General features: G+C 62.4%; 23 protein-coding genes and 1 pseudogene. 17 read left to right on the top strand and 7 right to left on the bottom strand.

Annotated features, from left to right (window positions below; all coding sequences use genetic code 11):
- Positions 1–864 (top strand): carboxylating nicotinate-nucleotide diphosphorylase, encoded by an 864-nt coding sequence (nadC, locus tag BN1800_RS12260; protein WP_037140660.1) that lies wholly within the window; start codon positions 1–3, stop codon positions 862–864.
- Between the two features lie 25 nt (positions 865–889).
- On the opposite strand, the gene BN1800_RS12255 is transcribed toward nadC, so the two are convergent.
- From BN1800_RS12255 to BN1800_RS12245, 3 genes and pseudogenes are all read right to left on the bottom strand, one after another.
- Positions 890–1,549 (bottom strand): glutathione S-transferase family protein, encoded by a 660-nt coding sequence (locus BN1800_RS12255; RefSeq protein WP_086997804.1) that lies wholly within the window; start codon positions 1,547–1,549, stop codon positions 890–892.
- 98 nt (positions 1,550–1,647) lie between these two features.
- The gene (locus BN1800_RS12250) at positions 1,648–2,970 is read right to left on the bottom strand and encodes a TIGR03808 family TAT-translocated repetitive protein (RefSeq protein WP_086997799.1); all 1,323 of its coding nucleotides are present in this window, start codon (positions 2,968–2,970) and stop codon (positions 1,648–1,650) included.
- Between the two features lie 91 nt (positions 2,971–3,061).
- Positions 3,062–4,037 (bottom strand): annotated as a pseudogene (locus BN1800_RS12245) (glycerophosphodiester phosphodiesterase family protein).
- A 143-nt stretch (positions 4,038–4,180) separates the two neighbouring features.
- Between BN1800_RS12245 and BN1800_RS12240 the strand changes: the two are divergent.
- The 7 genes from BN1800_RS12240 to BN1800_RS12210 all read left to right on the top strand — a co-directional run bounded on the left by BN1800_RS12240 (position 4,181) and on the right by BN1800_RS12210 (position 11,051).
- Positions 4,181–5,191: a ligase-associated DNA damage response exonuclease gene (locus BN1800_RS12240; protein ID WP_086998090.1), complete on the top strand. Its 1,011-nt coding sequence runs from the start codon at positions 4,181–4,183 to the stop codon at positions 5,189–5,191.
- 200 nt (positions 5,192–5,391) lie between these two features.
- Complete coding sequence (locus tag BN1800_RS12235; RefSeq protein ID WP_086997796.1) at positions 5,392–7,020, top strand: cisplatin damage response ATP-dependent DNA ligase; 1,629 nt, start codon at positions 5,392–5,394, stop codon at positions 7,018–7,020.
- Between the two features lie 113 nt (positions 7,021–7,133).
- Positions 7,134–8,057: an alpha/beta hydrolase family protein gene (locus BN1800_RS12230; RefSeq protein ID WP_027507633.1), complete on the top strand. Its 924-nt coding sequence runs from the start codon at positions 7,134–7,136 to the stop codon at positions 8,055–8,057.
- 108 nt (positions 8,058–8,165) lie between these two features.
- The gene (locus BN1800_RS12225) at positions 8,166–8,855 is read left to right on the top strand and encodes a VOC family protein (RefSeq protein ID WP_027507632.1); all 690 of its coding nucleotides are present in this window, start codon (positions 8,166–8,168) and stop codon (positions 8,853–8,855) included.
- Between the two features lie 142 nt (positions 8,856–8,997).
- Positions 8,998–9,219: a hypothetical protein gene (locus BN1800_RS12220; RefSeq protein ID WP_027507631.1), complete on the top strand. Its 222-nt coding sequence runs from the start codon at positions 8,998–9,000 to the stop codon at positions 9,217–9,219.
- 108 nt (positions 9,220–9,327) lie between these two features.
- The gene (locus BN1800_RS12215) at positions 9,328–10,167 is read left to right on the top strand and encodes a L,D-transpeptidase (protein WP_086997793.1); all 840 of its coding nucleotides are present in this window, start codon (positions 9,328–9,330) and stop codon (positions 10,165–10,167) included.
- Between the two features lie 170 nt (positions 10,168–10,337).
- Positions 10,338–11,051, top strand: coding sequence for a L,D-transpeptidase (locus tag BN1800_RS12210; RefSeq protein ID WP_027507629.1), 714 nt, complete (start codon positions 10,338–10,340; stop codon positions 11,049–11,051).
- 43 nt (positions 11,052–11,094) lie between these two features.
- Here BN1800_RS12210 and BN1800_RS12205 read toward each other — a convergent pair whose 3' ends face one another.
- Both BN1800_RS12205 and BN1800_RS12200 read right to left on the bottom strand, forming a co-directional pair.
- Positions 11,095–11,967, bottom strand: coding sequence for a cell wall hydrolase (locus BN1800_RS12205; RefSeq protein ID WP_086997790.1), 873 nt, complete (start codon positions 11,965–11,967; stop codon positions 11,095–11,097).
- A gap of 151 nt (positions 11,968–12,118) precedes the next feature.
- A complete protein-coding gene (locus BN1800_RS12200) occupies positions 12,119–13,084 on the bottom strand; it encodes a LysR family transcriptional regulator (protein WP_086997788.1) in 966 nt (321 codons plus the stop codon).
- Positions 13,085–13,201: 117 nt separating this feature from the next.
- On the opposite strand from BN1800_RS12200, the gene BN1800_RS12195 reads away from it, so the two are divergent.
- Positions 13,202–14,602, top strand: coding sequence for an MFS transporter (locus tag BN1800_RS12195; protein ID WP_086997786.1), 1,401 nt, complete (start codon positions 13,202–13,204; stop codon positions 14,600–14,602).
- A 43-nt stretch (positions 14,603–14,645) separates the two neighbouring features.
- On the opposite strand, the gene BN1800_RS12190 is transcribed toward BN1800_RS12195, so the two are convergent.
- Positions 14,646–15,113 (bottom strand): MarR family winged helix-turn-helix transcriptional regulator, encoded by a 468-nt coding sequence (locus BN1800_RS12190; RefSeq protein ID WP_027507626.1) that lies wholly within the window; start codon positions 15,111–15,113, stop codon positions 14,646–14,648.
- 124 nt (positions 15,114–15,237) lie between these two features.
- On the opposite strand from BN1800_RS12190, the gene BN1800_RS12185 reads away from it, so the two are divergent.
- The 3 genes from BN1800_RS12185 (at position 15,238) to BN1800_RS12175 (ending at position 16,974) form a co-directional block, all read left to right on the top strand.
- Positions 15,238–15,660: an organic hydroperoxide resistance protein gene (locus BN1800_RS12185; RefSeq protein ID WP_027507625.1), complete on the top strand. Its 423-nt coding sequence runs from the start codon at positions 15,238–15,240 to the stop codon at positions 15,658–15,660.
- A gap of 218 nt (positions 15,661–15,878) precedes the next feature.
- Positions 15,879–16,262, top strand: a complete 384-nt coding sequence (locus tag BN1800_RS12180; protein WP_086998087.1) for an antitoxin Xre-like helix-turn-helix domain-containing protein — start codon at positions 15,879–15,881, stop codon at positions 16,260–16,262.
- Positions 16,222–16,974, top strand: a complete 753-nt coding sequence (locus BN1800_RS12175) for an RES family NAD+ phosphorylase (protein WP_086997784.1) — start codon at positions 16,222–16,224, stop codon at positions 16,972–16,974. Before BN1800_RS12180 ends, BN1800_RS12175 begins: the two co-directional genes overlap by 41 nt.
- Here BN1800_RS12175 and BN1800_RS12170 read toward each other — a convergent pair whose 3' ends face one another.
- Entirely contained in the window at positions 16,975–17,421 is a 447-nt protein-coding gene (locus tag BN1800_RS12170) for a MarR family winged helix-turn-helix transcriptional regulator (RefSeq protein ID WP_027507622.1), read from the bottom strand.
- A gap of 90 nt (positions 17,422–17,511) precedes the next feature.
- Here BN1800_RS12170 and BN1800_RS12165 point away from each other — a divergent pair, with 90 nt between their 5' ends.
- From BN1800_RS12165 to BN1800_RS12145, 5 genes are all read left to right on the top strand, one after another.
- The gene (locus BN1800_RS12165) at positions 17,512–18,237 is read left to right on the top strand and encodes a DUF899 domain-containing protein (RefSeq protein ID WP_086997780.1); all 726 of its coding nucleotides are present in this window, start codon (positions 17,512–17,514) and stop codon (positions 18,235–18,237) included.
- A 29-nt stretch (positions 18,238–18,266) separates the two neighbouring features.
- A complete protein-coding gene (locus BN1800_RS12160) occupies positions 18,267–18,737 on the top strand; it encodes a DUF1579 domain-containing protein (RefSeq protein ID WP_037140636.1) in 471 nt (156 codons plus the stop codon).
- Between the two features lie 45 nt (positions 18,738–18,782).
- Positions 18,783–19,565 (top strand): VOC family protein, encoded by a 783-nt coding sequence (locus BN1800_RS12155; RefSeq protein ID WP_086997776.1) that lies wholly within the window; start codon positions 18,783–18,785, stop codon positions 19,563–19,565.
- A gap of 280 nt (positions 19,566–19,845) precedes the next feature.
- Entirely contained in the window at positions 19,846–22,899 is a 3,054-nt protein-coding gene (locus BN1800_RS12150) for a T1SS-143 repeat domain-containing protein (protein WP_086997772.1), read from the top strand.
- 53 nt (positions 22,900–22,952) lie between these two features.
- Positions 22,953–23,246 (top strand): hypothetical protein (locus tag BN1800_RS12145; protein WP_143533960.1); only part of this gene is annotated, 294 nt, incomplete at its 3' end.

The following is a 23,246-nucleotide window of genomic DNA, read 5'->3' as shown; positions in this document are numbered from 1 at the left end:
ATGACGCTTACTCCCTTGCCGCGGCTGCTGATCGAGCCGCTTGTCCGTAACGCGCTGTTGGAAGATCTCGGTCTTGCCGGTGATATCACCTCGGCGGCCGTCATTCCGGCCGATCATCGCTCCACCGTCGTCATGATGGCTCGCCAGCAGGGCGTGATCGCCGGGCTTGATGCAGCCGATCTTGCCTTCCAGCTTGTCGATTCCGCGGTCGTCATGGCTCGTCATGTCGAGGACGGCGCGGCGGTGAAACCCGGCGAGGTCATCGCTACGATCGAAGGTCCCTCGCGCGCCATTTTGACGGGCGAGCGGACGGCGCTGAACTTTCTCGGCCATCTTTCGGGCATCGCCACGGTGACGGCCGGGATCGTCGCCGCGATCGAGGACACGAAAGCCTCTGTCGCCTGCACCCGCAAGACAACACCGGGGCTGCGCGCGCTGGAGAAATACGCCGTGCGCGCCGGTGGCGGCGTGAACCACCGCTTTGCGCTCGCCGATGCCGTACTGATCAAGGATAATCATGTCGCAATTGCAGGCGGCGTCGCCGAGGCCATCCGCCGGGCCAAGGCCGGCGCCGGCCACATGGTGAAGGTCGAAGTCGAAGTCGACACGCTCGATCAGTTGCGTGAAGCGATGGAGGCCGGCGTCGACGCCGTACTGCTCGACAACATGGCGCCGCGTGAGCTGTGCGAGGCGGTCGAAATCGTCGCCGGGCGGGCGATCACCGAAGCCTCGGGACGGGTCACGCCGGAAACCGCCGGTGCAATCGCCGCGTCCGGCGTCGATCTGATCTCGGTCGGCTGGCTGACGCACAGCGCGCCGACGCTAGACATTGGGCTCGATTGGAAATCCAACCACTCGGGATAGAGCGATTAAGCCGGCTCGATCTGGTTCAGACCGGCTCTTTCGAGCGCGTCGCCTGCATGGCGAGATAAGCTGGGCGGGACTGACAGCGCTTCAGCCAGGCATTAACCTTTGGATGCGCCTCGAACAGCGCCTGTTCCGTCTGGCCGTACCGTAGCACTTCCGCAACATTGAGATCGGCTGCCGTAAAGCGGTCGCCGACGATCCAGTCCTTGTCGGTGAGGTGCCTTTCCAGGACGGCGAGCGGGCGCTTCATGGAGCGGCAGGCGACGTCGATCGTGGCCTTTCCTGCGTCGGTGTTCTCGTGCCCGTCGTCGTAGATATAGACGATCTTCACCGTATGCGGCTCCAGTTCCGCCAGCGCCCAGATGGTCCACATCGTCAAAAAACCGTCCTCCTCGACGGTTTGGCCGGAAAGCAGCCCACCATGTTTGCGGGCGAGGTAGAGATTGATCGCCAATGACTCATGCATCACGAGGTCGCCGTCCTTGATCGAAGGGATCATCCCCATCGGGTTGACGGTCACGAATTCCGGCGAGAGCGTGTTGAGCGGCGCGTCGGGCGCCAGGGGATTGGCAAGCCGTCTCGCCTGGATCACCGGCACGGATTTGAACGGAATACCGAGCTCCCCTGCCATCCAGTAGACGCGCGCGGCGCGCGAGCGGTAAACGCCGTAGATTGTCAGCATGTCTGTTGCTCCTTGAACGTTATGCGCAAAATTAGAGCGCTGCCGGGCGAAGCGAAAGCGGTTGATCCTGATGGACCAATGAAAGCTTTTGATGCGTCTTAGCTGTTGCGGTTCCGCTCGATGGTGAGATGCGGGTATCGCGCGCTCCCGGTCTTCGTGAGGTCCCCGGAGACTTTCTTCTCCCATTCGAAGCCGAAGACCGCGCCCTCGGTCATGTCCTGGAAGATGTTGTCGGCAATCAGCGCCGCGCCCGCTCCCTCCGCTACGGAAACCGCGCAGCCGACAGGCGCCTTGCGCACGACATTTCCGGTGACAACGAGATTGCGCAGATACGGCCCCCAGCCGAGCTGCATCGCCCAGAGCGGCGCGCCTTCGATGACATTGCCGGATATGACCGTGTCGGCTTCAGCGCCAATTCCGATGCCGAAGCCGACCTCGGCTTTATAAGGGCCGTCGCGCCTCAGGTTCCGCACGATATTGCCGGTGATCGCCGCAAGCCTTCCGCCTTCGTTGAAATTGGCGATCGAGATGCCGTTCGCCGCTCCGTCGACGAGATTGCCGGAGATGACGGCGCCCTGAAAATCGAATTCGGCATAGATCGCCGTCTCGCCGGAGCGCAGGCATTGGTTGCCGGTGATCTGCACGTTGTCGCCGGAATTGGCGCGAACGGCCGTAAAGGCGCAATCGGCAATATGGTTGTTGGCGACCATCACGCCGCCGGCGCGGAAGATGTTGATGCCGTTGCCGTTCTGTCCCGTGCCGCCGTCATCCGCCCGGATGCGGATAACGCGGTTGCCGGTAACGACGGTGCCGTCCTCGCCCTTATCCCAGCGGTGAACGAGAATGCCGCCATTGCCGCAATCGGCAACCGCGTTTCCGGTGATCGCAAGCCCGGTGGAATCGACCGCGAAGATGCCTGCCTGCGCCGCCCCCGAAAGGCGGCTGCGTTCGATCTGGCCGCCGCAGCGCTCCAAGCGCAGGCCGTGCTTGTCACTGCCGCGGATTTCGCAGTTGTCGATCTGCACTTTGGCAACGCCAGTCAACTGCACGAGGCCGGCATTGTTCTCCTCTATCATCGCGCCATGGCCCTCGATGACGACGCCGGACAACTCGATCCGCCGCGCGCCTTCCGCCGAATTGACGCTGCCTCGATGCAAAATCCGCGAAGCGCCCGGAACGCCGATGATACGGGTATTATCCGGCAGCACGAGGTTTGCGGCCTCATAGGTCCCGGCCGGAAGATAAAGCGGCGTGTCGCTCCGCGCCGCCTCGTTGATCAGGGCCTGCAACCTGTTTCCTGCGGCGCCGGAGGCATCGAGCGCCCCGCGCAACGCCGGTTTTGATTCCGCAAACGCACGGCCAGCCATTGGCATGGCAAGCGCCATGCCGAGAAAGCTAAGCAAAGTGCGCCGCAGATACATCGAGGACCCTTTCGCTAACCGGAGGCATCATTCCTGCCAACCAAATACCTGTTCTGGCACAAAATCCTTGCCGCGAAGTATCTTGCGCAGCCTAATTTCCCCTTAGCTTACCGATCGCCTCGATCTCGTTTGTCCAGATGCCGCCGGAATAATCGTCAGGCAGCTTTGCCAGCAGCTCCGGCGTGTCGATTCCCGTCGAAAAATCGCCACCGCGATAGCGGCCGAGTGCGAAGACCAAGCTGTTTCCACCCTCCATGCGGTTGAGGAAACGGTCCGGCCAGCCCCAGAGCCACGACGCGATATTGACCGGCACGAGCATCATCGTGTTCCTGCAGGCTTCCGGCAGGATGCCCGTCCAGCCGTAGCCGATGTAGCCGAGCAGGCAGGATTTGAGGCTCGTTCGCGATGCCGTCCGGATATCCGGCGCCAGCCGCCTCACCGCATCGATCGGCAAGTCGCCGCCATAAACCATGATCAGTTCCCGGCGCTCGGCTGGCAGGGCATTGAGGACGGCGGCCAGTTTCTCGCCCTCGGATTGGATCCCGGCTTTTGACGTTGATCAGCAGCCGCCTGTCCGGAAACGTCTGAAGCATTTCGGCAAGCGTCGGCATCTGGCCAACGCCGGTGCCGCGGAAAGGAAAGGTCTTTCCGCCGTCGGCCGTATAGCCATAGCCGATATCGAGCGCCTTCATCTCCGCCATCGAGTGCTCGCGGGTGACGCCGTGCCCGTTCGTGCGGCAATCGAGCGTCCAGTCGTGGAAGATCGCGAATTGCCCGTCCGTCGTCGGATGAACATCGACCTCGACGATGTCCGCGCCCGCATCGAATCCCGCCTGCATCGAGCGGATGGTATTTTCCAGATAGTCGTGCTTCGGCGGCAGCATACGCGCCGCCGTGCAGGTGTCGTTCGTCAAATCCCGTTCGTCGAAACGTTGCGCGATTCCGCGATGCGCCAGCAGCACCGGCTTACCATCCCGGTGCGATGCCAAAAAATCGGTATTGTTCAGATAAACGGCTGCGACGAAGACAGCGATTGCCGCTATGCCAAAACGCAATTTCTTTTTCAAATCGGTTTCCTTCAAACGAATGTGGCGAATCGCTAGAGCGAGATTCGGGTCGATCTGCGGCACGGAGCAGCACGGCGGCAGGCCGATGGAATTGCAGTAAGCTACTGGCTCTTGGCCGGTTTCCCGCTATCTTCCGTCTCATGATGCGACCCGATGCTCTGCTTTTTCCGGCTCCCGAAGGGCTTTATTGCCCCGAGGGGGGATTCTATGTCGATCCGGTGCGGCCGGTGGAGCGGGCGCTCGTCACCCACGGCCATTCCGATCATGCCCGCCCGGGCCACCGGCATGTTCTCGCCACCCGCCAGACGCTCGACATCATGCGTCTGCGTTGTGGCGACGGGTTCTCCGGCAGCGAGCAAGCCGTCAGTTTCGGCGAAGAGCTGGATTTGAACGGCGTCAAGGTAAGCTTCCATCCGGCAGGCCATGTCCTCGGCTCCGCCCAGATCGCCGTCGAGAAGAACGGCACGCGCATCGTCGTTTCCGGCGATTACAAGCGCCGCCCGGATCCGACCTGCGCCGCCTATGAACCGGTGCCCTGCGACGTCTTCATCACCGAAGCGACCTTCGGGCTGCCGGTGTTTCACCATCCTGATCCGATGGGGGAGATCGGCAAGGTGCTTGCCTCGCTCCGGCAGTTTCCGGAGCGCACGCATCTGATCGGCGCCTATGCGCTCGGAAAGGCGCAACGCGTCATCCGCTTGCTGCGGGATGCCGGTTACGGCGAGCCGATCTATATCCACGGCGCCATGGAGCAGCTCTGCGACTACTACGCCGGGCAGGGTATCGATCTCGGCGACTTGCGGCCTGCAACCATTGAAAGCCGCGACAAATCCGTCTTCAAGGGAGCAGTCGTCGTCGGGCCATCGTCAGCCTTTGCCGACCGCTGGGCGCGCCGTTTTAACGAACCGCTCCCGGCCTTCGCCTCCGGCTGGATGATGGTGCGCCAGCGCGCCAAGCAGCAGGGCGTCGAGCTTCCCCTGGTGATTTCCGATCATTGCGACTGGCCGGAACTCACTGAGACGATCACGGAACTTTCCCCCGCCGAAGTCTGGGTCACCCACGGCCGCGAAGAGGCCCTGGTCCGCTGGTGCGAGCTGCGGGGCATCAAGGCGAGGCCGTTGCATTTGGTGGGCTATGAGGATGAGGGGGATTGAGGAATGTGCTGGATTATTTCTGAAGGCCCCTCCCCAATCCACAAGGGGGAGGGGCAAGGACGCGGCTCCCTCCTGCTCCAATACCGCGCTGCCTCGCGCTGCGTCGCTGCGAATGGTGTGCGGTGGGCGCGGCAGCTGAGCCGCATCCCTTTGTGGGGAGGGGTTGTGGAGGGGTTTTCAGAACCCGCTGGAGCGGCTCCATGAAACCCTTCGCCGACCTCCTAGACCGTCTCGTCCTGACGCCCAGCCGCAACGGCAAGCTGAAGCTCTTGACCGACTACTTCCGCGGCACACCCGACCCGGACCGCGGCTACGGCCTTGCCGCGATCGCAGGCACGCTCGAAGTGCGCAACGTCAAGCCTGCCATGCTTCGCGATCTCGTGCTCGAGCGCATGGACGAGGTGCTGTTCCGTTACTCCTACGACTATGTCGGCGACCTCGCCGAGACAATCTCGCTCGTGTGGGACAATGAAAGGGACGTCGAGCGCTCTGCTTTCGTCCAGCCGCGCCTCGGCGAGGTTGTCACGCGCATGAATTCGCTCGGGCGCACCGAAGTCCGCAGCTTCGTCCGCGATACGCTGGACCGCCTGGATCCCTCCGGCCGCTTCGCTTTCATCAAGCTTGCCACCGGCGCCATGCGCATCGGCGTCTCGGCGCGGCTTGCCAAGCAGGCGCTGGCCGATCTCGGCGGCAAGGACGTGACCGAGATCGAGACCCTGTGGCACGGTCTGGAGCCGCCCTATGAATCGCTCTTCGAATGGCTGGAGGGCAGGGGCGGCAAGCCCGTGCTGGCGACGCCGGCGATCTTCCACTCCGTCATGCTCGCCCATCCCGTGGAGGAGAACGATCTTGCCAAGCTCGATCCGGCGGATTACGCGGCGGAATGGAAATGGGACGGCATCCGCGTGCAGCTTTCCCGCTCCGGCGAAACGCGCAAGATCTATTCGCGCTCCGGCGACGATATCTCCAATGCCTTCCCGGACATTCTGGAATCGATCAGCTTCAACGGCGTAATCGACGGCGAACTGCTCGTCGGCGGCACGGCGCGCTCGAACAGCCCGACGAGAACTTTTTCCGACCTCCAGCAGCGCCTGAACCGCAAGACGGTGACAGTGAAGACGCTGGAGGAATATCCGGCCTTCATCCGAGCCTACGACCTATTGTTCGACGGCGAGGAGGATATTCGCGGCAACAGCTTCATCGACCGCCGCGACCGGCTTTCGGAAATCATCGAGCAGGCGCCGCACGATCGTTTCGACCTTTCGCCACTCGTCGCCTTTTCCACATGGAAGGAACTGGACGACCTGCGGGCTTCTCCGCCTGATCCGGTCATCGAGGGCGTGATGATCAAGCGCCGCGACAGCATTTATCAAGCGGGCCGCATGAAGGGGCCGTGGTTCAAGTGGAAGCGCAATCCTTACAACGTCGACGCGGTCCTGATGTATGCCCAGCGCGGCCACGGGAAGCGCTCGAGCTACTATTCCGATTTCACCTTCGGCGTCTGGACAGAGACGCCGGACGGCGAACAGCTGGTGCCCGTCGGCAAGGCCTATTTCGGCTTCACCGACCAGGAGTTGGAACTGCTCGACAAGTTCGTCCGCAACAACACGACCGAGCGCTTCGGCCCGGTGCGTGCCGTGCGGGCCGACCGGGATTTCGGCTTTGTCATCGAGGTCGCCTTCGAAGGCATCAATCGCTCGACGCGGCACAAGTCAGGCGTCGCAATGCGCTTTCCGCGCATCTCCCGGCTGCGCCCCGACAAACCGTCCTACGAGGCCGACCGCCTTGAAACGCTGGTCGCGATGATAGACGCGAAAGCCATTGAATAGCGCTGCCTGCGCGACAATGACGCAGGGCCGGATGTTCAACGCAATGTGTATTGGCCGCAGCCGCGTTCCGGTGCAGATATTTGAATGCCCCGGGGGTTGTTGGGTGCTGTGTCATGTCCTTTGACGATCGAAATGCCTTTTTTCACCAACGCCGCGCTGTACTCGCCGGTATCGCAGGCGCTCTCGTGCTGCCCCACGCAGCCTCCGCCTTTAATGTTCCTGATCAGCCGCGCCTGATCGCCCGCGACTATGCCAAGGTCCGCCACCGTTTCCGCACCAGGCTGCTTCAAAAAGGTCCTGCGCCGGACAAATACGAGGCCTTGGCCGCACCACCGGACGGCGAGCAGATATTCTACCGCTCCCACGCCGGCGGCGAGCTCGAACTGGCCGCTTGGATCAGCAAATACAAACGCGGGCGCCACGCAAAGCCTGGCGTGCTTTTCCTTCATGGCGGCAATGCCATGGGGGTCGGCCAGTGGCAACTCTTGAAGCCCTATGCCGATGGAGGTTTCGTGGTGCTGATGCCATCCGTCCGTGGCGAAAATGGCCAGATGGGCAATTTTTCCGGCTTCTATGACGAGGTGGACGACGTTCTTGCCGCCGCCGACCGGCTGGCGCACCTGCCCGGCGTCGATCCGAACCGGCTGTTTGTCGCTGGCCACAGCATCGGCGGCACGTTGACCATGCTTGCCGCCATGAGTACGCACCGTTTCCGCGCCGCCGCGCCGATTTCCGGCAATCCGGACGCCTTCCGCTTCTTCAACCGCTATCCGCAGGACATCCGCTTCGATGAGGGCAACAGGCATGAATTCGAGGTTCGCTCGGCGCTCTGCTACGCACAGAGCTTCAAATGCCCGGTGCGCGTCGTTCACGGCACGGAAGAGGATCATTTCAACGATCGTGCCGGCCTGCTTGCCCGCCGCGCCCGTGCCGTCGGCATCCACATCGAGGCGGATACGGCCGCCGGCAACCACACCTCGGCGCTTCCTGCCGAGATTGAGCAAAGCATCCGCTTTTTCCGCAGTGTGGCGGCCTGAGCCCGCCAAAGCCGGAGGATAATTGATTCGACTGCGCGCCTGCGCTGTGTTCCACTCGCTTTGCATTTTTCGCCACTCTCAAAAGCACCCAAACCGAAGGAGCTCGACATGAGCAATACCCAGGTGCATAGCGAAACTGTAATAGAGACCCCGAGAGTTCCGACCATCGACATGAAGCTCGAGATTGTCGTCATCCCCGTTTTGGACGTGGATCGTGCCAAGGAGTTCTACGCGAACCTCGGGTGGCGGCTCGACGCCGACTACGCCTCCGGCGATGATTACCGAGTGATTCAGTTCACGCCGCCGGGCTCCAATGGCTCGGTCATCTTCGGCAAAAACGTCACCGCAGCAGCGCCAGGCTCCGCTCAGGGCCTCTACCTGATCGTCTCCGACATCGAGGCAGCCCGCAACCAGCTCCTTGATCGCGGCGTCGAGATCAGCGAGGTGTTCCACGATGCTGGCGGCCTGTATGCCGGCACGGACGAACCCTACCTGTTCGGGCGGCTCCGGCTCAGCGGCCGGGATCCCGAACATCGTAGCTACCGCTCGTTCGCCTCGTTCAGCGATCCGGACGGCAACGGCTGGCTGCTCCAGGAGATCACCGCCCGATTGCCCGGGCGCGTGGATGCGGACGCCACGACTTTCACCTCGCCAACGGAGCTTTCAGCCGCGCTCCAGCGTGCGGCAGCCGCGCATGGCGAGCACGAGAAGCTGACGGGCGAGCACGATGAGGGCTGGCCGAACTGGTACGCCGAGTACATCGTCAGCGAGCAGGCCGGCAAGCCGTTGCCGGTATAAGCAGCTACGACGCTATCGGAACCGGAACCCACGGCGGCTGTTGAAATTAGAGTGTCTTATCTGCGCTCAGGCGAGTCTGCCTGAGCGCAGGATGTTCTGACAAGGTACTGCAATTTTGGACGCGATGGACTATATTGGCTGCATGACTGAGCAGATGACAGACGAGATCATTCCGAACGACTTTCCGGAGCTGAAATCGCTCCTGATGGATCGCGATCCTCAATGTGCCATTTCCGCAAAGGAAGCCTTTGCGCTCTATGAGCGCAACTGGCGCTTTGTCGATGTCCGCAAGCTCACCGAACATGAAGCACAGCTCGTGCGAGAACTGGCGGCCGTCTACGGCCACGGTGTTGTTCTCGTGTGATGTTCCGTTTCGTGAAACTGGCCGCCGCCGACGCCAGCTTCACGCCAGCCGCAAGTGCCATCCTCCCGCCAGATATCGCTCCGCTGACCATGGATAAAGGGTGGGTTTATGGAATTTTCGCGCCGGGTGTTCCCCTTTGCGGGCCTTGCCGTGGCGGCCCTCGGCCTAAATGGCTGCAACATCCTGATCCCAGATACGGGCGCGACCGATCCGGCCCGCTTCGTGCAGGAGACGTCGCCGGTCTTCTATAGTCCACCCGGTGTCGACCCGATGCGCGTCAAGGCGGTGGATACGCCGGTGCCGCAGAGGCGCGATATCGAGCCGCCAACGCTGTATAATCAGACCTACGGTCTGCCGGGTGCGAATTATAGTCGGACCTACGGCCTGCCGGTCACCAATCCGGTAAACGCCGCCCTGTACGGTGAGCTTCGCGATGGCGATTTTCGTTTGCCTGCCATTCCGGTTAGCCGCGTGAGCTCCGAATATCTCCGTCAGGAAGTCGACTACCCGACGCAGGAAAGGCCGGGCACGGTCATCGTCGATACCCGAGCCCGCCATCTCTACCTAGTCGAGCCGAACGGCAAGGCGATCCGCTACGGCGTCGGCATCGGCCGCGAGGGCTTCGCCTGGTCGGGCCGCGGCATCATCCAATGGAAGCAGAAATGGCCGCGCTGGACGCCGACTGACGAAATGGTGTCGCGCCAGCCGGATATCCGCCCCTTCGCGGCCGAGAACGGCGGCATGAACCCGGGCCTTGGAAATCCGCTCGGCGCTCGCGCCATGTACATCTTCAAGGATGGCCAGGATACGCTCTATCGCGTGCACGGCACACCGGATTGGCAGTCGATCGGCAAGGCGACTTCGTCGGGCTGCGTGCGCATGCTGAATCAGGACGTCGTCGATCTCTACGACCGCGTTCCGGCAAAGGCCGAGATCGTTGTGATGTAGCCGCGCAACAGGGCAGGCGATATCGTCCGCCCGCACGGGGACACGACTGCGTGAAGGGATGGTTTATTTGGCGGCGGCAGATAGATTTCTGCCCGTCACCGGCGTTGAATGAACCAACCGGGGTGCTGTATGACGGCCATCCCCGCGACAGAAGGAAATCCGTCCCGCGCATGAGTCTCGAAAAATCTCTCTCCCGCCGCAGCTTTCTCTCTTTTTCGGCTTTGACGGCGGCCTCCGCGCTCGCCGGCTGCGCCTCAACGTCGGCACCGAGCGTCCAGCCCGCCGGTTTCCGTTTTCCACGCCCTTTCCAAACGACGCCCGCTCCCTCGGATGCCGAGCTTGACGTGATATACGGTCCCATCGAGGACGGCGGCTTCCTGATTCCCGCCATTCCGTATCAGGAGATCGACCCGCGCTATTATCGCCAGCAGGTCATCGACCCGACGGGCGAGCGCCCCGGCACGATCGTCGTCGATACGCCGTCGCGTTTCCTCTATCTCGTCCAGCCGGGCGGCACGGCGATGCGCTACGGCGTCGGCATCGGCCGCGAAGGCTTTGCCTGGTCCGGCAGCGGCGTCATCCAGTGGAAGCAGAAGTGGCCGCGCTGGAAGCCGCCGAACGAGATGGTCGCCCGCCAGCCGGAACTCGCCAAATATTCGATCGAACGCGGCGGCATGGAGCCCGGTCTCCTGAACCCGCTCGGCGCCCGCGCGCTCTATATCTTCTCGAATGGCGAGGATACGCTCTATCGCTTGCACGGCAATCCGGAATGGCGCTCGATCGGCAAGGCTGTCTCGTCTGGCTGCGTCCGCCTGCTGAACCAGGACATCATCGACCTTTATGATCGCGTCCCCCCCAAGACGCCGGTCGTCGTCTGGCAGTGACGAATAACCTCGGCCTCCTCCGGTCTCGGGAGGAGGCCCTTCCTCAGCCGCCCGTAGGCAGATGGCCGGAAGCCAGCCCTGCGCTGTTGTAGGCGGGGCGCGGCGTCGGCAGCGCGATAGGCGCGCCTTCAGGCGGCATGACGATATCTGGGGCCGCCGGAGCGGCGGCCGGAATTGCGGAGGTCGTGGTGGAGTCCGGTGCGAGCGTGGCCGCCACATCGGGCATGGCTTTCGGGATTGGCCCCTTCTCCGGCAGCAGCACGTCGATTTGTGCGGACGTCGTAAACGGCTGCACGCCTGCGAACTGGACCGAGCCAGATAGCCGCGGGTCGGAAACGTAGTTCATCGCCACTTCATAGGCAGGCAGCGGTGCCGGCGTTTGCAACGCTCCATCCCTGCCGCGCTTTTCGTAGAAGACATTGCCGCCCGCTTCCACGACATAATGCATGTTGCGATAGGGGAATTTCAGGCCCTCGGTGTGGAAGAACATCGCGTTCTGCACGCCGGGATGCCGTTGCCCGCGCAAAATGCCGTCCACGGCGGAATCGAGTTCCGGTCCGGCAGTCGCGTCAACGGTCCTGGTCATGACGCCGGGGGCGAACTGCCTTTCCTGCGCTACGACCTCGCAAATCGTGTCGGGATAGGCGGGTGAGGTGAGCCGGTTCATCACGACGGTTCCGACGGCCATATAGCCATCGCGATCCGCGTGCTCGGATTCGAAATACATCGCGCGCTTCAGGCAGTCGCGGTCACGCGCAGTGTAATTGTAGGTCACTTTGGCTGCGGTAGGTTTTACGATTGAAGAAGTGCGTGTTGACGGTGTCGGCGCCTTGGCGGCCGTCGTGCACCCTGTCGCAGCCAATCCGGCGAAGAGAATCCCGGAGATGGATTTGCCCAATGCGTATCGCGCCCTCAATGGCCGGTGCCTCCTCTTGTGATCGTCCAGCCCCAAATCACGTCGCGCAAACGTTTTAACTCACGTTCCTCAATATTCCAAACACATTTCGTGAATTACGGAAAAGGCTTTATATTTCAAGGAGAAGAAGAGGCTTCTGGTGGCTGCGCAGCTAGGCGGCGGCCCTGGAAATATCCACGCTGCAGCCCGATGCTTCGAGGGCGGCGCTGGCGACCTCGAGGAAAAGGCGCCGGAACCAGACGGAACGTCCATCTGCCCGGTCGACGCGCCGGTAGAGCATTGTCACCGGTTCGGCCGGCAGCGGGATCGGTGGTACCGAGACCGTTAGCCCGTGCAACTTGGCCATGCAGCGCGCAATCGATTCCGGGATCGTGGCGATCGCCGGCATGGCTTGCAGCGCCGTCGGCAGGGCGGAAAAACGCGGCACCGTTGCCACCACCTGCCGGCTGTGGCCGAGGCGGGCAAGGGCGACGTCGACATTGGTCGAGCTGTTGCTGCCTTCGAACGACACGCCGACATGATCTACCTGCGTGAAGTCCTCGATACTCATCGGCGTCTTCAGCCGGAGCTGGTTCGGATCGTAGATCGAGATCGAGCGCTGGTCGAAGAGCGGCTCGCGGATATGCCAGGAGGCGGGCTCATCGTGGATCGAGACGCTGAAATCATAAGCCCCCTCGTCGAGCAGGCGTGCAGCTTCGCGTTTGTGGAAGGCAACGCCCACCAGCCGGGCGCCGGGCGCCAGTTCGCGCAGGCGCGCGGCAAGCGGGCCGAAGAAGGCCGATTCGAGATTGTCGCACAGGCCGATGCGGAACTCGCCCTTCCAGCTGGCGGGGTCGAAGGCGGCGGGCGGACGGATGGCCCGCTCGATGCCGGAAAGCGCATCCTCGATTGCCGGCGCGATGGCGAGCGCCCTCGGCGTCGGCTGCAGGCCGCGCCCGACGCGGACGAACAATTCGTCGTCGAGCGCTTCGCGCAGCCGCCGCAGCGCCGCCGAAAGTCCCGGCTGGCCCAACAGCAACCGCTCGGCTGCGCGGCTGACATTGCGCTCCTGCATCAGCACCGAAAAGGCGAGCAGGAGGTTCAGGTCGATTTTCCGAAGGATCGCGTCATTCATCATTATCAGTAATACCTGACATGGTTACTATCAATTTGCAATAGTGTTTGGAGCTGTACATTTTCTCGTTCCTCTGCCGCTCCTCCTCCCAACCTCGCGGCAGCAAAAGGAACGATCTCGATGACTCTCACAAAATCTCGAAACGGGGCGGGGCTGGCATTGCTGTTGCTTTGCGCCGCCAATTTCCTTGACGCCATGGACGTTTCGACCATCGGCGTCGCACTTCCCGCCATCCAGGCCGAACTCGGCATGCCGGCGACCTCGCTGCAATGGGCCGTCAGCGCCTATGTTCTCGGCTATGGCGGCTTCTTGTTGCTTGGCGGCCGCGTTGCAGACGTCTTCGGCCATCGCCGCGTCTTTCTCTGGTCGCTTGCCGTCTTCGCGGCTGCGAGTATCGCGGGCGGCTTCGTCGACAGCGGGCCGACATTGATTGCCGCCCGTCTGGTCAAGGGCATCGCCGCCGCCTTCACCGCACCGGCCGCTTTGGCGCTTCTGCTGTCCGTCTTCGGGGAGGGCAGCGCCCGCGCCAAGGCGCTCGGCGTCTTCTCCTCCACCGGCGCCGCCGGCTTCGTGCTCGGCATGGTGCTCGGCGGTGCGGCCACCATCTTCACTTGGCGGGCGACGCTCGTCATGGGCGCTCCGGTGGCGATCCTCACGCTTGCGATCGCGCCCTTCGTCCTGCCTGCCGACGAACGCCGTGGTGAAGCCCGCCCGCGCTTCGACTGGGCAGGCGCCTTGACCATCACCCCCGGCCTGCTGCTCTTCGTCTTCGGGATCACCAACGCCGCAGCCGAGGGCTGGAGTGCCTTTCCCACCTGGGGCGCGCTGGCTGCAGCAGCCGTCCTCATCCTGCTCTTCCTTGCCGTCGAGGCGCGGCATGCCGATCCGATGGTGCCGCTTGCCATGTTCCGCCGGGCAAGACTCAGCCATGCCAATGCCGTCGCCGCACTCTTTCAGGGCGTCTATGTCGGCTTTCAGTTCATCGCGACGCTCTATTATCAGAACGAACTCGGCTGGTCGGCCTTCGCCACCGGCTTCTGCTTCGCTTTAGGCGGCGTCTTCGTCATGTTCCTGGCTCCGCGTTTTGCCGCGATCGCGCAGAGCCGCGGCACCACGAGTCTCATGGCGCTCGGCGTTGCGCTGCAGGCAGCAAGCTACGTCCTGTGGGTCGCGGCCGTCGGCCACATCAATCCGATCCTGCTCGTCGTCCTATCGCAGATCCCGCTCGGCCTTGGTTACGCGCTGACCTATCCCTCCGTGCAGGTCGCAGCACTCGCTGATGTCGAGGAAGACAAATCGGGCCTGGCCTCTGGCATGCTCTTTGCCGCCTTCCAGATCGGCGGCGGCATCGTGCTAGCAGCCGCTTCGGCGGTCTTCGGTGCGGCACCGTCCTTCGGCTGGGATCCGTATGTGGCAGGCGTAGCCTTCACGGCGCTGCTTGCGGTAGCGGTCGTAATTCTCGCCGCCCTCGGCCCGCGGACATCACCGCTGCGCGCCCCTGCCTATCAGGCTGCCGAGTAGGCCTTTTCTGCCAATGCCCGCGCTTAAAGGCGCGGGCGATTTCTCACACCGCTGCATTCAGGTTCCCGCGCAGCTTCTGCAAGGCTCCGCGGATTTCCGCCATCTCGTCGAGCGTACAACCGGCCGCCTGGCCGATGGCGGCCATGATCGTTCCCGCCTCGCTCTTCATCGACCGGCCCTTCGGCGTCAACGAAACGATCACCTGCCGCTCGTCGCGTGCGTCCCGGGTGCGTTTGATCAGCCCGGTCTGCTCCAGCCGCTTGAGCAGCGGTGAGAGCGTGCCCGAATCGAGGTCGAGCTGCTCGCCGATCGTCTTTACCGGCAGTTCGGCTTTTTCCCAGAGCACGAGCATCACCAGATATTGCGGATAGGTGAGGCCCACCTTGTCGAGGATCGGCTTGTAGGCGCGCGTGAAGGCATGCGCCGTCGCATAGACCGCGAAACAGAGCTGCTTTTCCAGGCGCTTTTCCTCTTCCGGGATTTCCATCGTCTTTGCCATCTGCGCTTTCATGATCCTGTTCCTTTGAGGTGCAATTCTCCTCTTTTCAGATTCCGAATGCAATTTGCAAAATTCACTTGCGTACAATTTAATTGTGCAATATACGAAATCCAACCCCAACGCAAAGGAGACAGACATGCCCATTCTCTATACGACCAAAGCTTCCGCCACCGGTGGCCGCGCAGGCCGCGCCGTTTCGGAAAACGGCGTTCTCGACGTGACCTTGACGGTTCCGAAAGAACTCGGCGGCGACGGCGCAACGGGCACCAATCCCGAACAGCTTTTTGCCGCCGGCTATTCCGCATGCTTCCTCGGTGCCCTGAAATTTGTCGCGGGCCAGCAGAAGGTCAAGATTCCGGAAGACACCACGGTTTCCGCCAAGGTCGGCATCGGCCCGCGCGAAGACGGTACGGGCTTCGGCATCGAAGTGGCGCTCACCGTCAATATTCCTGGCCTGGATAAGGCCGAGGCTGAAAAGCTCGCCGCCGCCGCCCACATCGTCTGCCCCTACAGCCACGCGATGCGCACCTCGACCGAAGTTCCGGTCACGGTGGCTTAAATCGAGCTTCCCCTTCTCCCCACGGGGGAGAAGATGTCCGTCAGGACAGATGAGGGGGCGGCGCGGCAAACGCGGCCCTTGTTTCGCTCAGACGTTCGCTCTGCGCCGCTAACCCCTCATCGCCTCCCCGCACTTCTCCCCGCCGGGCGAAGAAACAAGCCGCCGTCTTTTCATCTGAAATAAATTCGCTATATTGTTTCCACGGAAAGGATATGCCGATGACCGCGTTGCACCTTCAGGACAGCCGCAGGACCTCCGAAGCCGCGGTGATCACCAAGGCGGCAGTCAGTGCCGCGGATCGGCTTGGCATCAGTGCCCGTGTGCTCGCTGCCGTTCTCGGCGTGTCGGAAGCCACCGTCTCGCGCATGAAGCGGCAGGATCACTTGCTGGAGCGCGGCAGCAAGTCCTTTGAGCTGGCGGTCCTGCTTGTCCGCCTCTTTCGCTCGCTGGACGCGATCGTTGGTGGCGACGAGGCGGTTGCAAGGCAATGGCTGCGCAATGCCAACGGGGTGCTCGGCGCCGCACCGCTCGAAAAGATCGTCAGCATTTCCGGATTAACCGATGTCCTTGCCTATCTGGACGCCCGCCGCGCTCTCGTCTGAAACCTGCGCGGCCTCCGGCGGTTTCTGGCGATTGGTGGAGGCGCAGCATCATATCTCCACGCTGAAGCTCGTCGATACGCTGGAGGAGCAGGCACTGCTCGAGACACTCCTTGAGGAAAGCAAGCCGGCGCTGCCGCCGGAATGCGCCGGTCTCGATTATCTGCTCGCCACGCCGTTCCGCTACGGTGCCGTCTATCCGCACGGCTCGCGCTTCCGCAGGGCCGGGCGCACGCTCGGTGTCTTCTACGCTTCCGAAAAGGTGGAGACGGCGCTCGCCGAGATGGCCTTCTATCGCCTGCTCTTTTTCGCGGATTCGCCTGAAACGCCGCTGCCTGCGAATGCGGCCGAATACACCGCCTTTGCCGCTCTCGTCGCGACGAAGGCCGCGCTCGATCTGACCGAGCCGCCGCTGAACCGCGACCGCCCGGCATGGACCGATCCGCTGAACTACGAACCCTGCCAGGCGCTTGCCGATTCTGCCCGCGCGATCGGCACTGAGGCGATCCTTTACGAATCCGTCCGGGATCCGCACCACGGCAAGAATATCGCGCTCCTGACGGCGAGAGCCTTCAGCGCCCGCGAGCCGGTCGAGCGTCAGACGTGGCGCATCCGGCTTTCAGCAACAGGCGTTCAGGCGCTGTGCGAGTTTCCGAAGATGCGGATCGGCTTCGCCAGGGGCGATTTCGGCAACGATCAGCGCATTACCCGCTGATTACGCCAGCGCCCGCAGATCGCTTCTCAGCCGGTCGCCGCTGCCGTCCGGCAGCATCTCGTCCAGCGCCGCATGCGTCCGTTTCCAGATTGGCAGTGCCGCGGTGAGCACCGCTTTGCCTTCCGGCGTCAGGCTGAGCAGCCGCCCCCGCTTGTCTTTCGGATTTTGCGTTACATTTACCCAGCCACGGCGCTGCAGCGGCTTCAGCGCCGCCGTCAGCGTCGTCTGATCCATGGCGAGAAGATTGGCGACCGGACCCATCGGCGGCGGCTCCGGCCGGTTGAGCGACATCATCAGCGAGAACTGCCCGTTGGTGAGCCCAACCGGACGAAGTGCATCGTCGAAGAGCCGCGCAAGCGCCCGAGCGGCGCGCTGAACATGCAGGCACAGGCAGGTGTCCCGCACCAGCAGTGTCGTCGAAAGGGGAATTTCTATCACGTTTGACATGCTCTATCTCTATTGATATCAATGTATTTAGTCAAGTGAATGAAAACGAATGCCGGTTCGAGCCGGCGGCGCCGGAGGAGGGCGCAAGCGATGCAGAATCAAGTCGTTTCCCGTGAACAATGGCTCGAAGCCCGCCGTGCGCTTCTTCTGAAGGAGAAAGAAGAAACGCATCTCAGAGACAGGATCAATGCCGAGCGCCTGGCCATGCCCTGGGTCAAGGTCGACAAGGACTATGTCTTCGACACGCCACAGGGAAAGAAAAGCCTTTCCGATCTCTTCGACGGCCGCAGTCAACTGATGATCTACCACTTCATGCTTGGTCCCGATTGGGAGGCCGGCTGCCCCGGTTGCTCGTTCCTCTCAGACCACGTGGATGGCGCGCTGCCGCATCTCAACCATCACGACGTCACCTGGGTCGCGGTTTCGCGCGCGCCGCTTGCCAAGATCGAGGCCTACAAGAAGCGCATGGGCTGGAAATTCCCCTGGGTATCGTCCTTCGGCAGCGATTTCAATTTCGACTACCACGTCTCCTTCACCAAGGAAGATCTCGCCAAGGACAAGGTCTTCTATAATTTCACGGCGATCGATCCCGCCGAGGCCCATGATGAACTGCCGGGCATCAGCTCCTTTTACAAGAACGAGAAGGGTGAAATCTTCCACACCTACTCTAGCTACGCTCGTGGGCCGGAGGAGTTGATCGGCACGTTGATGATCCTCGACCGCGCGCCGAAAGGCCGAAACGAAAACGGCACGATGGATTTCGTCAAGCGCCACGACGAATACGAGGATGCTCCGAAGACGCAATCCCGTCACTGAAACCTGCGAACATCACCCAAGGGAGAAGGATGATGGAAAAAGCACAAGTGCTGGAGGAGCATCGCTTCCTCGAAAAGCTGGTGGGCGTATGGGATGTCACCGCGCCCGAAATGAGCGGTGACCAGCAATGGACGGAGATCGTGCGGTCGCTGCACGGCATCTGGTTCGTGGCCGAAGGCAACGGCGAAATGCCGGGCGGAGGTGCCGCCACCACCATGCTCACCCTCGGCTACAATGCCACCAAGGGTAAATATGTCGGTACGTGGATCGGCTCGATGATGGACCATCTGTGGGTCTATGAGGGCGACGCCTCGCCGGACGGCAAGGTGCTCAGCCTCTACACCCGCGGCCCCGATTTCGAGAACAAAGGCGCCGAACAGGATTACCGCGAGCAGATCATCTTCATCGACGACGATCACCGCACGTTCAACTCGGCGGCCAAGCAGCCGGACGGCAGTTGGAAGCAGTTCATGGAGGCGCATTACACGCGCAAGCCGTGATTCCGGACCAAGCCCGACCTCACACGCACGAAAAGGAAAAAGATCATGGCTTCCGATACACATGGAAAATTCATCTGGTGCGAACTGATGACGCCCGATACCGCGGCAGCTGCAAAATTCTACGGCTCGGTCGTCGGCTGGACGACCAAGGAGATGACGATAGGGGAGATGCCTCCCTACACCATCTTCGAGGCGGACGGCCGCGGCGTTGCCGGCATGATGACGTTCCCGGCCGAACTCGAAGGGCAGGGCATTCCGCCGAATTGGACGGGCTATGTCTGCGTTGACGACGTCGACCAGACGGCGAAGGATTACGAGGCAAACGGCGGCCAGGTGCGCCGCCCACCCGAAGATATCCCGACGATCGGCCGCTTCGCCATCGTTGCCGACCCGCATGGCGCCGTCCTCGGCATCATGACGCCGCTGCCGATGGAAAACCCGCAGCCGGAACTGCCCATGAATGCGCCCGGCCATATCGGCTGGCACGAACTGATGGGCGGCGATATGGAGGAAGCCTTCGCCTTCTATTCGAAGATATTCGGCTGGACCAAGGACCACGATTTCGACATGGGCGAGATGGGCGCCTATCGCATCTTCGCCGAACACGGAAAGCAGATCGGCGGCATGATGACCAAACCTGCCAATGTGCCGATGTGCTATTGGGGCTATTACTTCAACGTGCCTGCGATCGACAGCGCCATCGAACGCGTCAATGCGGGCGGCGGTAAGATAGTCGTCGGTCCCATGGAAGTGCCCGGCGGCAGTTGGATCATCAATGCGACGGACCCGCAGGGCGCCTTCTTCTGCCTCGTGGCGCCGGGCCGCTGATCCAGTCACTGAAACGGCGAATCGAAATATTGAAAATGACCGGTGGCGGCTCGTTGAAACGGGCCGCCACTTACTTTTGAGGGTAAAGCCTGTGCTGCTAATCGCTTAATTTTATTCAAATTTTATCGTTCCGGCCCGAAAACTGCCCCGCAGGGTTAACCCTTCCTGAACATTTTTGGGGGGATGCATAATCGGCTATATCTGCGTGGTTAAGGAAGTATTGCAATCGGGACGTCCGCGTAATTGATTGCACCCCAGTTGTTCATTTGGGGTACCGTCAATGTCTATCGAAGAAGATCTGCGCATTTCGAACGTCGATGGCGAAAACGCGCCGCACGAATTTCTTTCGGACATTCGCGAAGCCGCAGGATACGACGAAGCAAAGCCGGCCGAAATTGAGCGCGTCGAGCTCGCCCAGGCGCAGAGCAGCGAACAGACCCCGAAGACTGACCGCGTCGAGAACGTTCCGCCCGCACCTCCCAGTGGCAGCCCGAACCAGGTCGTTCCGGATCAGAACAACATCGCTCACCTTCCGGCCGGTGTCTCGCTCGACGACATCCGCATCGAGGGCAGCAACCTGGTGCTCGTCCAGGCCGACGGAACGGAAATCGTCATCGTCAACGGCGCCCTACATGTCCCGGCCTTCATGCTCGGCGACGTCGAGCTGCCGCGCGACACGGTGATTGCGGCGCTGAACGACAGCAACATCAACGTCGCGGCTGGTCCGGATGGCGGGGATACCGCAACTCCGGCAGCGCCGAGTTCCGGCGCCGAATTCCAGGACACGATCCAGCAGGATCGCGGCGCCCCGACCGAACTGGCGCAGCTTCTGGCGGATACGCAGCAGCCGGATGCGACCCCCGACAATGGCCCGGAATTGTTCGACGACGTCCCGGTGGTGATCTCTGGGACGCAGCCTCTGACGCTCACAGAAACGGCAAACGGCGAGGGCGGCTTCGAAGAGCAGACTGTCAACGGCCAGTTCGGCTTCGACGGCGGTGAGGATGTCGGCGTCATCACCGGCATTGCCTTTGTGGGCACGACGAATATCGACGAAGAAGGTAGCACGACCGGCGTGCCGAACGGCCTGACCTCCGGCGGCAGGCCCGTCACCGTCACCGTTTCGGCCGATGGCCTGACGATCACCGGTACGGTCGAAGGCAGCGACACGCCCGTCTTCGTCCTCAAGGTCACCAACATCGAAACCGGCGCTTTCACCTTCACCCAGTCCGGCCCGCTCGATCATCCAGATCTGGGCCAGACCGGTGCTGCCGACACGCTTCGCCTGCAGTTCAGCTACACCGTCACCGACAAGGACGGCGATTCCGCGACCGGCATCGCCTCGATCGATATCAATGACGATGGTCCAAGCATCGATCTCGGCGACGCCACGGACAACAGCACGGTTAGCGAAGCGGGTCTCCTCGGCAGCGAGAGCCCTGCAATCACTGGCAGCATTTCGCTCGGCGTCGACTGGGGCGCCGACCACGGCGTCAACCGCGACCTGACGTTCGACGCGCAGAACGCCCCCGGAGGCCTGACGTCGCACGGTGCGGCAATCCACTACGAAATCTCCGGCAACGGCCACACGCTGACGGCCTATACGGGCCCTGAATCCGGCGAAGGCCGCATCGACGTCTTCGTCGTCACGCTCGATCCGAAGGCCGCGCACGGCGCCTACAGCTTCCAGCTGCTGACCAGCATCGACCATCCGCAAGGTGAAACGCAATCGCAGGACACGCAGATCGACCTCTCGTTCGGCGTCACTGCCAGCGACGCCGACGGGGATACCGTTGGTACGAGCTTCACGGTCACCATCAACGACGACGTACCGAACGGCAACGAGACCGCAAACGAAGCCGTCATCAACGACGACCTGCAGGAGATCTTCCCCGGCAATGCCGGCGGCGAAGGCGACGCAGGAACCGTTACCACTTTCAGCGGCGGCGCAGGCTCGCTCTTCACGCCCGGCGCCGACGGTTTCAAGAGCATCGTGCTCGGCGAACAGACGAGCTTCAGCGCCATCTACCAGGGTCAGGATGGTTTCGCGCACACGGAATCCGTCCAGTGGGGCAAGCCTTCGATCAGTGGCACGGATACGACGTTCACGGCGACCGGCGGCACCAGCGGCCAGACTGTCGCAACCCTCGTCGTTCATGCCGATGGCTCCTACGAATTCACCGTCAGCGCGCCGCTCGTTCATTCCGACAGCGACACGGCCGAGGATGATCTCTCCCTGGCGATCAACTACATAGTCACCGACGGCGACAACGACACCGCGAAGGGTTCGCTCACTGTCACCATCAACGACGACACGCCGACGGCAAGCATCGTCACCACTCAAACCGTGTCGGACGACGAAGCGCAGACGGCGTTCTTGGGCAACAACGGCGGAACCGGTGACGTGGCCGATGCGAAGTCGGTGACCGGCGCTGCCGGCGCGCTGTTCACGGCCGGTGCCGACGGCGTCGCATCCGTTTCGTTCACCACGCCCGAGGGAACCAAGGCAATCTACAATGTCGACGGCCACGGCTTTCAGGAAGCTTTGAGCTATACGACGACCACCGGCGAGAACGGCGAAACCGTCCTGACGGCCACCGGCGTCGACACTCACGCCGTCGTCTTCACCCTGACGGTCGGCGCTGACGGCAGCTATCAGTTCGATCTCTCCGCTCCGCTGGTTCACCCGACGGCTGGCACCTCCGAAGAAAACTTGCCGCTCACGATCGGCTTCACCACGACGGACGGCGACGGTGACACTGCAACCGGTTCGCTCACTGTTACCATCAACGACGACACGCCGACGGCAAGCATCCTCACCACTCAAACCGGGTTGGACGATGAAGCGCAGACGGCCTTCCCTGGCAACAACGGCGGAACCGGTGACGTGGCCGATGCTAAGTCAGTGACCGGCGCTGCCGGCGCGCTGTTCACGGCCGGTGCCGACGGCGTCGCATCCGTTTCGTTCACCACGCCCGAGGGAACCAAGGCCATCTACAATGTCGGTGGCCACGGCGTTCAGGAAGCTTTGAGCTATACGACGACCACAAACGAGAACGGCGAAACCATTCTGACCGCAACCGGCGTAAACAGCCACAATACCGTCTTCACCCTCACAGTTGGCGCCGACGGCAGCTACAAGTTCGATCTCTCCGCTCCGCTGGTACACACGACCGCCGGTGCTTCGGAAGAAAACCTGCNGACGGCAGCTACAAGTTCGATCTCTCCGCTCCGCTGGTACACACGACCGCCGGTGCTTCGGAAGAAAACCTGCCGCTCACGATCGGCTTCACGACGACGGACGGCGACGGTGACACGGCAACCGGTTCGCTGACGATCGGCGTCAACGACGACGTCCCTGTCGCCAACATAGTCACGGCCGAAACGGTGCTGGACGACGAAGCGCAGACGGCGTTCTTGGGCAACAACGGCGGAACCGGTGACGTGGCCGATGCTAAGTCAGTGACCGGCGCCGCCGGCGCGCTGTTCACCGCAGGCGCCGACGGCGTTGCATCCGTTTCCTTTGATGCGCCGGAAAGTTTGAAAGCCATTTACAACGTCAATGGCCGCGGCGTGCAGGAAGCGTTGAGCTATGCCACGACGACAAACGAGAACGGCGAAACCATTCTGACCGCAACCGGCGTAAACAGCCACAATACCGTCTTCACCCTCACAGTTGGC

Source organism: Rhizobium sullae, assembly GCF_900169785.1.
GTDB classification, from domain to species: Bacteria; Pseudomonadota; Alphaproteobacteria; order Rhizobiales; family Rhizobiaceae; genus Rhizobium; species Rhizobium sullae.
The sequence above is the reverse complement of the archived record's forward strand: the minus strand, read 5'-3'. Positions and strand labels throughout refer to the sequence as shown.

Excerpts from the sequence above, each read along its gene's own strand:
- BN1800_RS12220 (WP_027507631.1), top strand. The coding sequence starts at position 8,998 with ATGACTGAGCAGATGACAGACGAGATCATTCCGAACGACTTTCCGGAG.
- BN1800_RS12195 (WP_086997786.1), top strand. The coding sequence starts at position 13,202 with ATGACTCTCACAAAATCTCGAAACGGGGCGGGGCTGGCATTGCTGTTG.
- BN1800_RS12255 (WP_086997804.1), bottom strand. The coding sequence starts at position 1,549 with ATGCTGACAATCTACGGCGTTTACCGCTCGCGCGCCGCGCGCGTCTAC.
- BN1800_RS12225 (WP_027507632.1), top strand. The coding sequence starts at position 8,166 with ATGAGCAATACCCAGGTGCATAGCGAAACTGTAATAGAGACCCCGAGA.
- BN1800_RS12250 (WP_086997799.1), bottom strand. The coding sequence starts at position 2,970 with ATGTATCTGCGGCGCACTTTGCTTAGCTTTCTCGGCATGGCGCTTGCC.
- BN1800_RS12170 (WP_027507622.1), bottom strand. The coding sequence starts at position 17,421 with ATGTCAAACGTGATAGAAATTCCCCTTTCGACGACACTGCTGGTGCGG.
- BN1800_RS12185 (WP_027507625.1), top strand. The coding sequence starts at position 15,238 with ATGCCCATTCTCTATACGACCAAAGCTTCCGCCACCGGTGGCCGCGCA.
- BN1800_RS12190 (WP_027507626.1), bottom strand. The coding sequence starts at position 15,113 with ATGAAAGCGCAGATGGCAAAGACGATGGAAATCCCGGAAGAGGAAAAG.
- BN1800_RS12215 (WP_086997793.1), top strand. The coding sequence starts at position 9,328 with ATGGAATTTTCGCGCCGGGTGTTCCCCTTTGCGGGCCTTGCCGTGGCG.
- BN1800_RS12160 (WP_037140636.1), top strand. The coding sequence starts at position 18,267 with ATGATGGAAAAAGCACAAGTGCTGGAGGAGCATCGCTTCCTCGAAAAG.
- BN1800_RS12235 (WP_086997796.1), top strand. The coding sequence starts at position 5,392 with ATGAAACCCTTCGCCGACCTCCTAGACCGTCTCGTCCTGACGCCCAGC.
- BN1800_RS12180 (WP_086998087.1), top strand. The coding sequence starts at position 15,879 with ATGACCGCGTTGCACCTTCAGGACAGCCGCAGGACCTCCGAAGCCGCG.
- BN1800_RS12240 (WP_086998090.1), top strand. The coding sequence starts at position 4,181 with ATGCGACCCGATGCTCTGCTTTTTCCGGCTCCCGAAGGGCTTTATTGC.
- BN1800_RS12175 (WP_086997784.1), top strand. The coding sequence starts at position 16,222 with ATGTCCTTGCCTATCTGGACGCCCGCCGCGCTCTCGTCTGAAACCTGC.
- BN1800_RS12165 (WP_086997780.1), top strand. The coding sequence starts at position 17,512 with ATGCAGAATCAAGTCGTTTCCCGTGAACAATGGCTCGAAGCCCGCCGT.
- BN1800_RS12210 (WP_027507629.1), top strand. The coding sequence starts at position 10,338 with ATGAGTCTCGAAAAATCTCTCTCCCGCCGCAGCTTTCTCTCTTTTTCG.
- BN1800_RS12155 (WP_086997776.1), top strand. The coding sequence starts at position 18,783 with ATGGCTTCCGATACACATGGAAAATTCATCTGGTGCGAACTGATGACG.
- nadC (WP_037140660.1), top strand. The coding sequence starts at position 1 with ATGACGCTTACTCCCTTGCCGCGGCTGCTGATCGAGCCGCTTGTCCGT.
- BN1800_RS12200 (WP_086997788.1), bottom strand. The coding sequence starts at position 13,084 with ATGATGAATGACGCGATCCTTCGGAAAATCGACCTGAACCTCCTGCTC.
- BN1800_RS12230 (WP_027507633.1), top strand. The coding sequence starts at position 7,134 with ATGTCCTTTGACGATCGAAATGCCTTTTTTCACCAACGCCGCGCTGTA.